This window comes from Curtobacterium sp. BRD11, assembly GCF_031844345.1.
GTDB lineage: Bacteria > Actinomycetota > Actinomycetes > Actinomycetales > Microbacteriaceae > Curtobacterium.
Window position 1 is genome coordinate 466745 of the sequence record NZ_JAUZUZ010000003.1, and the last position, 11389, is coordinate 478133.

Genomic DNA, 11389 nt, shown 5'->3' on the forward strand with positions numbered 1-11389 from the left:
CTGCCGGGCGAGCGCGGTACCGGTCGGTCCGCTTGGCTGATCGCAGGTCGTCGGAACCACCGACGCGCGATCCGGAAGGCCACGATGGACTGGCAGTTCGACGGCATCCCCCTGCACCCGCTCCTCGTGCACCTGACCACGGTCTCGGTGCCCGTCGCGGCCCTCACCGCGATCGTGACGGCGGCCTGGCCCTCAGCCCGACGGTGGCTCGCGGTCGGCGCGCCGGTCATCGCCCTGGTGGCGCTGGTCTCGGTGCCGCTCGCGACCTCGTCCGGCGAGTGGCTCGAGCACCGCGAGCGTGAGACCGCGCTGCTCGAACGGCACACCGAGCTCGCCGACGGACTGCTGCCGTGGTCGATCGCGGTGTTCGTGCTGCTCACGCTGTGGTGGGGCTGGCACCGCTTCGCCGCCCTGCGGGTCGCGGACGCCGGGCTGGCACGAGCGGTGGGGATCGTCGGCCCCGTGCTGCTCGTCGCCGCCGGCATCGGCTCGCTCGTCGAGGTCGTCGTGATCGGTCACGCCGGCGCCGTGTCCGTCTGGAAGGGCTGACCGGACCCACCGGCGGGATGCGCACTGCTCCCGCCGTCCTCACAGCCTCGGGGCGGAGCGTGACGGGCGTCCGACGCGTTCCGCGGACAGTCATCGAACAGGAGCAGCGTTGAGCAACGACAGCACGACCGGCACGCACGGCACCGACGACAGCGGGCAGCACGACACCGCGACCCCGCAGGGCGCGTCCTTCCACGGTTCCCACGGCCGGGACGCCGACGGCACCGACACCTGCAGCTTCCACATGGCAGGGTCCCTGCCCGCCGGTGGTGACCACCTGGGCGGCACGTTCGGTCAGGCACCGTCGTCGCTCGAGGGCTGGTACCCGCAGCGGCTCCGTGTCGAGCTGCTGCACCGCAACGGCGTCGACGCCGACCCGCTCGGTGCGGACTTCGACTACGCGGCGGCCTTCGCGACGATCGACCTCGACGAGCTCAAGCGCGACATCACGCAGCTGCTCACGACCTCGGTCGACTGGTGGCCCGCGGACTACGGCAACTACGGCCCGCAGATGATCCGGATGGCCTGGCACGCCGCGGGGACCTACCGGATCGCGGACGGTCGCGGCGGAGCGGGCACCGCGATGCAGCGCTTCGCCCCGATCAGCAGCTGGTGGGACAACGGGAACACCGACAAGTCGCGTCGTCTGCTCCAGCCGATCAAGCACAAGTACGGCAAGGCGCTCTCGTGGGCCGACCTGATGGTCCTCACGGGGAACTGCTCGCTCGAGCTCATGGGTCTGCCGACGTACGGCTTCGGCGGCGGTCGACTCGACGCGTGGGAGCCGGACGAGGGCACCTGGTGGGGCCCGGAGGTCCGGGACCCGCACCACGTCGAGAGCCAGGACGACATGGTCCAGCGCGACGAGCGGTGGCACGGCGAGAACGGCGACGCGGACTACGACCTGCAGAGCCCGCTCGCTGCCTCGCACCAGGCGCTCATCTACGTGAACCCCGAGGGACCGTACGCGAACGGCGACCCGATGGGCTCGGCGCGGGACATCCGCATCACCTTCAGCCGGATGGCCATGAACGACGAGGAGACGGTCGCCCTGATCGCCGGTGGCCACGCGTTCGGCAAGAGCCACGGCCAGGTCCCCGCGGCCGAGATCGGTCCGCCGCCGGAGATCGCGCCGATCGAGGCGATGGGGCTCGGGTGGCACAACCCGAAGGGTGCCGGCAACGGCAAGGACACGATGACGAACGGCATCGAGGGCAGCTGGACCCAGGACCCGACCCGCTGGGACAACAGCTACCTGGAGAACCTGTTCGGCCACGAGTGGGAGCAGACCAAGAGCCCGGCGGGCGCCCTGCAGTGGACCCCGGCGGACCCCGACGCCCCGCGCACCCCGGACGCCCACGTGCCCGGCGAGACACACGCGCTCATGATGATGACCTCGGACATCGCGCTGAAGGTCGACCCGGCCTACCGCGAGGTGTGCGAGCGCTTCCTCGCCGACTTCGACCTGTTCACCACGGCCTTCTCGAAGGCCTGGTACAAGCTGACGCACCGCGACATGGGGCCGAAGCACCGCTACCTCGGTCCGGAGACGACGATCTCGGACGACCTGCTGTGGCAGGACCCGCTGCCCGACCCGGTCGGCGAGCCCCTGAGCGACGCGGACGCCGAGACGCTCCGAGCGGCGATCCGGTCGACCGGCACCTCGGTCTCCGACCTGGTCGTCACCGCGTACTCCGCCGCGTCGACCTACCGGGACAGTGACAAGCGCGGCGGTGCCAACGGCGGGCGGATCGCGCTCGCCCCGCAGAAGGACTGGCCGATCAACCGGCGGACGGTCCCGGTCGTCGAGACCCTCCGCAGCGTCAAGGCCACCTTCGAGCAGGACGGGAAGCACGTCTCGCTCGCCGACCTGGTCGTGCTCGCGGGCTGCGTCGGGGTGGAGGACGCCGCACGCGCCGCGGGTGTCGAGGTCACCGTGCCGTTCACGCCCGGCCGTGTGGACGCGTCCCAGGAGCAGACCGACGTCGAGATGTTCGAGTGGCTCCGGCCGATCGCCGACGGGTTCCGGAACCACGTGTCCGAGCGCTTCGCAGACTTCGCCCCCGGCGTCGCTCCGGAGGCGGTGTTCCTGGACCGTGCGAACCTCATGACGCTCACGGCACCGGAGTGGACGGTGCTCACCGGCGGGCTGCGGGTGCTCGGCGCGAACTGGGACGGCTCGTCGACGGGCGTCCTGACCGACCGCGTCGGGGCGCTCACGACGGACTTCTTCGTCAACCTCACGGACACCGACCTGGTGTGGAAGAAGACCGACGACACCGAGACGACCTTCACCGGGAACGTGCAGGCCACCGGCGAGGAGCGGTGGACGGCCTCGCGGAACGACCTGGTGTTCGGGTCGAACGCGCAGCTCCGTTCGATCGTCGACGTCTACGCCGGCAGCGACGGGCAGGAGCGGTTCGTGCGGGACTTCGTCGCCGCCTGGGACAAGGTGATGATGCTCGACCGCTACGACGTCAAGGGGCACCGCCGGTACGGCCCGATGGCTGCCTGAGCCGGAGGCCGCTGCGCGCGGTCAGGCCCGGCCGAGGACGACGACCGTCACGTCGTCCTCGGCCCGCTCGGCCGCACGCAGCCGCACCGTCTCGAGGAAGGCGTCGACGCTCGACGCGGCGCGCAGGGTCCGCGCGAGGTCCAGCAGGGTGTCGATCGTCCCGTCACCCAGGTCGAGCGCCCCGTCGCTCACCACGACGAGGGCGTCCCCGGGCTCCAGGACCGTGGTCGACGCCCTGCGCCGTGCACCCTCGGCGTGCAACCCCAGCGGCAGCCCGTGGGACCGGAGCACCCGAGGCGTCCCCGCCGCCGGCACGTGCACCGCCAGCCCGTGGCCCGCGTCCACCACGTCGACCACGCCGCTGGCAGGGTCGAGCCGGGCGTGGAACAGTGTGGCGAAGGCGCTCGCGCGTCCGAGGTCCTCGGCGAGGGCGGGTTCGACGGCGGCGACGGCGGCCACGGGCGCGACGGTGCGGTGCTGCCGGAGGGCGGCCCGGATCCCGGCCGCGAGGAGCGCGGCCGGCTGCTCCTTGCCCATGACGTCGGCGAGCGTCAGCACGAGGTCGCCGTCGACGACCGACCAGTCGTGCAGGTCGCCGCTGAGGTCGCCGTAGGGCACCGTGGTGCCGGCGATCCGGTAGCCGTCGGGCGCGACGGCGCTCGGCGCGAGTGCGCCTGCGACCTCGAGCAGGCGGTCGTGGTGCAGCCCCTGCCCGAGCGCGCGCTCGGCCCAGTGTCCGAGGTCGATGAGCGCAGCGGTGTCCTGGGGTGAGAAGGCGCGCGGTCGCGTGTCCATCAGGCAGAGCGTCCCGACGGGCTCCCCACCCGCGATCGTGAGCGGGACGCCCGCGTAGAACCGGATGCCGCGCCGTGTCACGCCCGGCAGGTCGGCGGTCCGGGGGTCGGCCGTGGTGTCCGGCACGACGGTCGGCTCCGTGTGCTGCACCGTCAGCTGGCAGAAGGACCACCCGACCGGTCCGGAGACGATCTCGTCGGGCACGTTCGGGGTGAGGGTGTGCAGCAGGTCGTCGTCGAGCACGTTGACGTACGACAGCGGCACGTCGAAGACCTCGCGCGCGACCCGGACGATGCGCTCGAAGCGCTCCGACGGTGGCGCGTCGACGACGTCGAGTGCCGCCACGAGCGCGCTGCGCACGCGTGCCTGGTCGTCGGTGCTCACGGGTGTCGTCCTCCTCCTGGTCCACCGGGGCCGCGGTGCGTGGTGGCGCACCGTGACGCGTTCCCCGTGGAAGACTCGTTCCACGCTACCGGCCGGACGTCGGAACGCACGCGGACGCCGCCGCGGAGGCCCTGAACCGGACACTCCACGGCGGCGTCGGCAGCTCAGACGGTCGTCCAGGTCACGGTGCGCCGGTCGGCCAGCGTGACCTCGTGCACGGCGCCGGTCAGGCGCACGACCGCACGGTCCGTCGCCGACCGGGGGAACTCGTGCCGGACCGGACCGTCCCCGGACGCGACGATCCCGCCCGTCTCCACCGGGCCTCCCGGCCGCGACGCCGCCGCGTCGGACGCGACCCACACCTCGACGTCCCCCGGCTCGACCACCTTCCGCATCGCGCGGTCGGTGAAGGCGAACCGCTGCACCGGCACGTCGAACCGCACCGTGACGCACTCCCCCGCCGCGACCGCGACCCGGGCGTAGCCGAGCAGCTGCGCGACCGGGCGCGTGATCGACGCGTGCGGGTCGTGCCCGTAGAGCTGGACGACCTCGACGCCGTCCCGGTCGCCGGTGTTCCGCACGGTGACCGACGCGGTGAGCGCTCCGTCCGTGGACGCGGTCCCGTCCACCGTCAGGTCCTCGTACGCGAAGGACGTCCAGGTCAGGCCGTAGCCGAACGGTCGGACCGGCGTGGAGTCCGTCGCGGTGACGTCGGACGGTCCGCCGAGACGAGGGTGCAGGTACGAGTACGGCTGCGCGCCGGCCGACCGCGGCAGCGAGACGGGCAGGCGGCCGGACGGTGCCGCGGCACCGGTGAGCAGGTCGGCGATCGCGGTGCCGCCCTCCTCGCCGGGGAAGAACGCCTGGACGACCGCCGCGGGCTTCGGCTGGTCGCCGTCGAGTGCCCAGCCGATCGCGTACGGACGACCGGTCAGCAGCACGACGACGGTCGGCGTTCCGGTGGCGACGACGGCCTCGACGAGCTCGCGCTGCACGCCCGGCAGGTCGAGCGACTCGGAGTCGTTGCCCTCGCCGACCGTGCCACGACCGAACAGGCCGGCCTGGTCGCCGACGACGACGACCGCCACCGAGGACTCCCGCGCGACCGCCACCGCCTCGGCGAACCCGGCGCGGTCCTCACCCTCGACCTCGGCACCGCGGGCGTACCGGACCGTGTCGGACCCGAGCGCGTCCTGCATCGCCTCGAGCACGGTCGGGATCGCGAAACCGGCCTCCAGCCCGGTGTGCGTGGCCAGCACGTGGTTGGCGAAGGAGTAGCAGCCCTGCAGGGCCTCGGCGCGGTGGGCGTTCGGGCCGATCACCGCGACCGGGCCCTGCAGGTCGGCGCCCGGGGTCGGGGAGACGGGGGATGCGGCGCCACCGTCGAGCGGCAGCACGCCGTCGTTCGAGAGCAGCACGAGCGACTCCGCCGCGAGCCGCCGCGCGAGGACCCGGTGCTCCGGCGAGTCGAGGTCGACACCGGTGGGCGGTTCGTCCTCGAAGACGTCCGGGTCGAGCAGGCCGAGCCGCTCCTTCTGCCGGAGCACGCGCAGCACGGCGCGGTCGACGAGGGCCTCGTCGACGAGTCCGCTGCGCACCCGCTCGACCAGCGGCGCCAGGTAGGCGTCACCGGTCGGCAGCTCGACGTCGATGCCGGCGGCGAGCGCCGTCGCAGCGGCCTCGCCGCGGTCACGGGCGACGCCGTGCATGACCTCGAGGAACGCGACGGAGAAGTAGTCGGCCACGACCGTGCCGTCGAACCCGAGCCGGTCGCGCAGCAGGTCGGTGAGCAGCGCGGGGTCGGCGGCGACGGGGACGCCGTCGACCTCGGCGTACGAGTTCATGACGCTCCGGGCGCCGCCGTCGACGAGGGCCATCTCGAACGGCGGCAGGAACACGTCGGCGACCTCGCGCGGTCCGGCGTGGACCGGGGCGTGGTTGCGGCCGGCGCGCGAGGCCGAGTAGCCGAGGAAGTGCTTGAGCGTGGCGTCGACGCCGGCGCTCTGCACACCGCGGACGTACGCGGTACCGACGGTGCCGACGAGGTACGGGTCCTCGCCGATGCACTCGTCGACCCGTCCCCAGCGAGGGTCGCGGACGACGTCGAGCACGGGCGCGAGGCCCTGGTGGACGCCGAGCTCGCGCATCGAGCGGCCGATCACGGCGCCGACGTGCTCGACGAGCTCCGGGTCGAACGACGCACCCCACGCCAGCGGTGTCGGGAACGTCGCGGCCTTCCACGCCGCGAGTCCGGTCAGGCACTCCTCGTGCACGAGCGCCGGGATGCCGAGGCGGGTCTCGCGCTTCAGCCGACGCTGCTCCGCCCACAGCCAGGCGGCGCGCTCGTCGGGCTCGACGGGTCGGGTGCCGTACACGCGGGTGTACTGGCCGAGGCCGTGCCGGGTGACGTCGGTGAGCGTCGTGCCCTGCTGGGCCGCGGCCATCTCGCCCTGCATCGGGGCGACGACGCCGTTCTGGTCGAGCCAGTAGCCGACCAGCTGCGCGGTCTTCTCCTCGAGGGTCATCGCGGCCAGCAGCGTGGTGACGCGGTCGGACGCGGTCGCGTCCGTGACGTGCCCCGGGTCGGACGGGAGGCCCGTGGCGGCGTCGCCACGTCCCTCCCGTCCGTCACGGGTGGCGGCGGGCCGCGGTGCGGACGTGCCGCGTGCCGCCTGGCCGTCGGTGGTGCCGTCGGTGGTGACCGTGTGGTCGAGCGTGGTCACCCCTTCACCGCCCCGGTCAGACCGCCGACGATGCGCTTCTGGAAGATCGTGAAGAACACCAGCGCGGGGATCATCGACATCGACGTGAAGGCGAGCACCTTCGCCGTGTCGACGGAGTACTGCGACGAGAACGCCTGGACGCCGAGCGGCAGCGTGTAGGCGGCCTCGTTGTTGAGGATGAACAGCGGCAGGATGTAGCTGTTCCAGCTGCCGATGAACGCCAGGATGCCGACGGTCACCACACCGGGCAGGGACAGCGGGACGATCATCCGGAAGAAGAAGCCGAGGCGGCTGGCCCCGTCGATCGAGGCGGCCTCCTCGAGCTCGTCCGGGATCGCCCGCAGGAACGGCACCAGGATGATGACGGTCGTCGGCAGGGCGAAGGCGATCTGCGGCAGGATCACGCCCGCCAGGCTGTTCGTGAGACCGAGGTCCTTGACGAGCAGGTAGAGCGGTGTGATCGCGACCGTGATCGGGAACATCAGGCCCGCGGCGAACAGCGCGTACACCGCACCGCGACCCCGGAAGGAGTAGCGGGCGAGCACGAAGCTGACCATGAGCCCGAGCACGACGACGCCGAGCGTCGTGGTGACCGCGCTGATCGTCGAGTTGCCGAGCTGCTGCCAGAAGATCCCGCTCGACAGGACCGATCCGTAGTTGCCGAACTGGAACGGTGCCGGCAGACCGGCCGGGCTCGTCGTGATCTGCGAGTTCGTCCGGAACCCGCCCAGCACGATGTAGAGCACCGGGGCGAGGTTCGCGGCGACGAACAGGATCGCGACGACGTAGGTCAGTGGGCTCGCCTGGCCGAGTGCTGCGCCGGACTTCCGTGCCCGGGCACCGCGGCGGCCGGGGGCGACGAGGTTGGTGGTGGCGCTGGTGACGGCCATCAGTGCTTCCTCTCGGTGATGGCGCCGGCGGTGTCCCGACGGAGCACGAAGTGCTGGTAGACCAGGGCGACGGCGAGCGAGATCAGGAACATGACCACCGCGACGGCACTGCCGAAGCCGTAGTTGCCCGAGGTCCGGCCGTTCGCGACCATGTACGTCGCCATGGTCGAGGTCCCTGCGGTCGACGAGATGTACTGGCCCCAGATGATGTAGACGAGGTCGAACAGCTGGAGCGAGCCGATGATCGACAGGAACGCCCAGATGCGGATGGTGGGGCCGAGCAGCGGCAGGGTGATGCGGCGCTGGATCTGCCAGTAGCTCGCACCGTCGATCGCCGCGGCCTCGAAGAGCTCCTCGGGGATGCTCTGCAGACCGGCCAGGAACAGGATCACCGCGAAGCCGATGTACTTCCACGAGATGATCGCGAGGAGGCTCCAGATGGCGATGTCCGGGTTGGACAGCCAGTCCTGACGGAGTCCGCCGAGTCCGATGCCCTGCATCAGGTCGTTCACGGCGCCGTTCGACTGCAGCATGAGGCTCCAGCCGGTGCCGACGATGACCTCGGAGATCACGTAGGGCACGAAGACGAGCACGCGGACGAGTCCGCGGCCGCGCATCTTCTGGTTGAGCAGCAGGGCGAGGACGATGGCGATCGGGCCCTGGAGCACGAGCGACATCACGACGATGAAGCCGTTGTGCAGCAGGACCGACTGGAACGCCTTGTCCTGGAAGATGATCAGGTAGTTCTGCAGCCCGACGAAGTTCGTCGGCGGGCCGTAGCCCTGCCACTTGTAGAAGCCGTAGTACGCGGCGAGCGCCACCGGCAGGATGACGAACGTCACGAAGACGATGACCGCGGGTCCGGCGAGGACCGCGATCTCGACGCGCTTGCGCCAGTCGGCGACGCGCTGGGCGGTCCGCCGGGCGGGGAGCGGCGAACCGCTCCCCGCCGGGGACGTCCCGGGAGCCGTGCCCGACGCCTTCGCCGGGGTCGTGCCGAGGGAGGTGTCGAGCGCCATGATCAGCCCTTGGCCGCGGCCTGGTTGGTGGTCTCGACGATGTCCTTCGCGCTGCCCTTGCCGGCGAGCAGGTCGACGACGCTGGTGTTCAGCGCGTTGCCGACGTTCTGGCCGTACAGGGTGTCGAGGTACTGCGAGACGAACGGGGCCTCCTGGTAGGCGGCGAGGGCCGTCTTCAGGTAGGGCTCGGACACGACGGACTGCGCGTCCTTGTTGACGGGGATCGCGTTGAAGGCCTTGTAGTACGCCTCCTGGTTGTCCTTCTGCACGATGAAGTTGAGGAAGTCCGTGCAGGCCTTCTTCGGGGCCTGTGCCGAGCAGGAGTTGCCGTCGACACCACCCATCATCGACTTCGGGTCACCCTTGCCGCCGTCCACCGCGGGGAACGGGAACCACCCGAGGTCACCGAGCGGCTTCGCGTCGGGGGTCAGCGAGGCGATCACGCCCGGGTCCCAGGCGCCCATGAGCTCCATCGCGGCCTTGTGGTTCGCCAGGAGTCCGGCCGAGCTGCCGGCGCCCTGCTGCGCGGCGGTGGTGAGGAAGCCCTGGTTGAAGGGCTTCGTCGCGTTGAAGTCCTCGAGCTGCTGGCCGGCCTTGGTCCAGCACGCGTCGTCGAACTCGAGCGTCTTCGCCGCGTCGTTCAGCGTCTTCTCGCTGCACTCGCGGAGCGCGAAGTTGTAGTACCAGTGCGCGGCGGGCCAGGCGTCCTTCGCGCCGACGGCCACCGGGTCGATGTCCTTGGCCTTGAGCTTGGCGATGTCCTCGTTCAGCTCGTCCATCGTGGTCGGGGTGCCGTCGATGCCGGCCTGCTCGAACAGGTCCTTCGAGTACCAGATGCCCTCGGGGAGCACGGCGCCCGGCATGGCGTAGGTCTTCCCGTCCTTCTCGTAGCCGGCGAAGGTGCCCTTGCTGATCGACTGCTTCGCGTCGTCGCTGATCGAGTCGGAGATGTCCATGAGCTGACCGGCCGCGATCATCGCGTCCATCTTGCCGCCGCCGCGCTGCAGGAAGACGTCCGGGCCGTCACCGGAGTTGAGCGCGGTCTGGAGCTTGCCGTCCAGGTCCTCGTTCTGGATCGCCTGGGTCTTGATGGTGACGTTCGGGTACTTCTCCTCGAACGCCTTGACGGTGCTGTCCCAGTAGGCCTTGCCCGGACCGGTGGTCGAGTTGTGCCAGAAGGTCATCGTGACCTTGCCGCCGTCCTCCGACGGGTCGCTGCCGCCGGCGGAACAACCCGCCAGCGTGAGAGCGGTGGCCCCGACCAGCGCGATGGCTGCCGCGGCACGGATCTTCCTCGTCATCGTGGAACTCCTCGGTGTCGTCGTTGACGTTCGCGGCAGTCGATGCCGCTGCGGAGAGCGTGCCAGCTGCTCCACGGGCTTGTCAATCGTTATCGATAACGTTTTCTAACCGTGATGTGCCCGCTGGCGGAACGCTGTGGCGGCGGTACGGTGAGCACATGCAGACCGCCGTCGACCACACGCCCGGACCGGGGCGGGTCACGATCGCGGACGTCGCGCGTGCCGCCGGCGTCTCGATCCCGACCGTGTCGAAGGTGGTCAACAACCGCGACGGCGTGGCGCCCGCGACCATGCTCCGTGTCCAGGAGGTGGTCGAGCGCCTGGGCTACGAGACGTCCCTCGTCGCGCGCAGCCTGCGGAGCTCCCGCACCAACGTCATCGGCATCCTGGTCCCCGAGTTCGAGCCGTTCTCGACCGAGCTCCTGCGCGGCGTCTCGGCGGCGACCACGGGGACCGGCTACGAGCTGCTCGCCTACGCCGGACTCGAGGCCGGCACGGGGCAGCCCGGGTGGGAACGCCGCTCGCTCTCACGCCTGTCCGGAACGCTCATCGACGGCGCCATCGTCGTGACCCCCTCCGCCGCCCTGTCGGGAGCGTCCATCCCCGTCGTCGCGATCGACCCGCACACCGGGCCGGAGGGCCACGCGACCGTCGACACCGACAACGTCGCCGGGGCCCGGGACGCCGTGGACCACCTGCTCGAGCTCGGGCACACCCGCATCGCCCACGTCCAGGGGCGCAGTGACCTGGCGTCGTCGCAGCTCCGCGAGACCGGCTACCGGGACGCCCTCGCCGCCGCCGGCATCGCGGTCGACGAGCGACTCGTGCGCGCCGGTGACTACCAGGAGGAGCGCTCGGCAGCCGTTGCTCACGAGCTCCTCACGCTGCCCGACCGGCCGACGGCGGTGTTCGCCGCGAACGACTCGTCGGCCATCGGCGTGCTGCACGCCGCAGCGTCGCTCGGGCTGCGCGTGCCCGAGGACCTGTCGGTCGTCGGGTTCGACGACGTCCCGCAGGCGTCGACCACGACGCCGCCGCTCACCACCGTGGCCCAGCCGCTCGCCGAACTCGGCGCGAGCGCGGTCGCGATGCTCCTCGCCATGCTCCGCGGCGAGCCCACGAGCGACCACGTGCGCCTGCGCTCGACGCTGCGCGTCCGGAGCAGCACGGCGCCGGCGCACGCCTGAGGCGCGCGGCCGCTGCGCGGCGCCTG

The 11389-nt window shown here is 71.5% G+C and carries 8 protein-coding genes; 3 read left to right on the plus strand and 5 right to left on the minus strand.

The window, feature by feature from the left end; genetic code table 11:
- Nucleotides 1-84: 84 nt before the first annotated feature.
- Complete coding sequence (locus Q9R28_RS10035) at nt 85-549, plus strand: DUF2231 domain-containing protein (RefSeq protein ID WP_311205995.1); 465 nt, start codon at nt 85-87, stop codon at nt 547-549.
- A 109-nt stretch (nt 550-658) separates the two neighbouring features.
- Nucleotides 659-3064 carry a catalase/peroxidase HPI gene (gene katG, locus Q9R28_RS10040; RefSeq protein WP_311205996.1) on the plus strand — a complete coding sequence of 802 codons (2406 nt, stop codon included), beginning with the start codon at nt 659-661 and terminating at the stop codon, nt 3062-3064.
- A gap of 21 nt (nt 3065-3085) precedes the next feature.
- Here katG and Q9R28_RS10045 read toward each other — a convergent pair whose 3' ends face one another.
- The 5 genes from Q9R28_RS10045 to Q9R28_RS10065 all read right to left on the minus strand — a co-directional run bounded on the left by Q9R28_RS10045 (nt 3086) and on the right by Q9R28_RS10065 (nt 10176).
- On the minus strand, nt 3086-4243 hold the full coding sequence (locus Q9R28_RS10045) for a SpoIIE family protein phosphatase (protein WP_311205997.1): 1158 nt from the start codon (nt 4241-4243) through the stop codon (nt 3086-3088).
- A 164-nt stretch (nt 4244-4407) separates the two neighbouring features.
- Nucleotides 4408-6780 carry a glycoside hydrolase family 3 N-terminal domain-containing protein gene (locus Q9R28_RS10050; RefSeq protein WP_311206002.1) on the minus strand — a complete coding sequence of 791 codons (2373 nt, stop codon included), beginning with the start codon at nt 6778-6780 and terminating at the stop codon, nt 4408-4410.
- A 182-nt stretch (nt 6781-6962) separates the two neighbouring features.
- Nucleotides 6963-7856 carry a carbohydrate ABC transporter permease gene (locus Q9R28_RS10055; RefSeq protein WP_066652437.1) on the minus strand — a complete coding sequence of 298 codons (894 nt, stop codon included), beginning with the start codon at nt 7854-7856 and terminating at the stop codon, nt 6963-6965.
- The gene (locus tag Q9R28_RS10060) at nt 7856-8875 is read right to left on the minus strand and encodes a carbohydrate ABC transporter permease (RefSeq protein WP_058728968.1); all 1020 of its coding nucleotides are present in this window, start codon (nt 8873-8875) and stop codon (nt 7856-7858) included. Before Q9R28_RS10060 ends, Q9R28_RS10055 begins: the two co-directional genes overlap by 1 nt.
- Nucleotides 8876-8877: 2 nt before the next feature.
- Nucleotides 8878-10176, minus strand: a complete 1299-nt coding sequence (locus tag Q9R28_RS10065) for an ABC transporter substrate-binding protein (RefSeq protein ID WP_066652430.1) — start codon at nt 10174-10176, stop codon at nt 8878-8880.
- 158 nt (nt 10177-10334) lie between these two features.
- On the opposite strand from Q9R28_RS10065, the gene Q9R28_RS10070 reads away from it, so the two are divergent.
- Entirely contained in the window at nt 10335-11363 is a 1029-nt protein-coding gene (locus Q9R28_RS10070; protein ID WP_066652428.1) for a LacI family DNA-binding transcriptional regulator, read from the plus strand.
- Nucleotides 11364-11389: the final 26 nt, after the last annotated feature.

Excerpts from the sequence above, each read along its gene's own strand:
- Q9R28_RS10035 (WP_311205995.1), top strand. The coding sequence starts at position 85 with ATGGACTGGCAGTTCGACGGCATCCCCCTGCACCCGCTCCTCGTGCAC.
- Q9R28_RS10055 (WP_066652437.1), bottom strand. The coding sequence starts at position 7,856 with ATGGCCGTCACCAGCGCCACCACCAACCTCGTCGCCCCCGGCCGCCGC.
- Q9R28_RS10060 (WP_058728968.1), bottom strand. The coding sequence starts at position 8,875 with ATGGCGCTCGACACCTCCCTCGGCACGACCCCGGCGAAGGCGTCGGGC.
- Q9R28_RS10065 (WP_066652430.1), bottom strand. The coding sequence starts at position 10,176 with ATGACGAGGAAGATCCGTGCCGCGGCAGCCATCGCGCTGGTCGGGGCC.
- Q9R28_RS10070 (WP_066652428.1), top strand. The coding sequence starts at position 10,335 with ATGCAGACCGCCGTCGACCACACGCCCGGACCGGGGCGGGTCACGATC.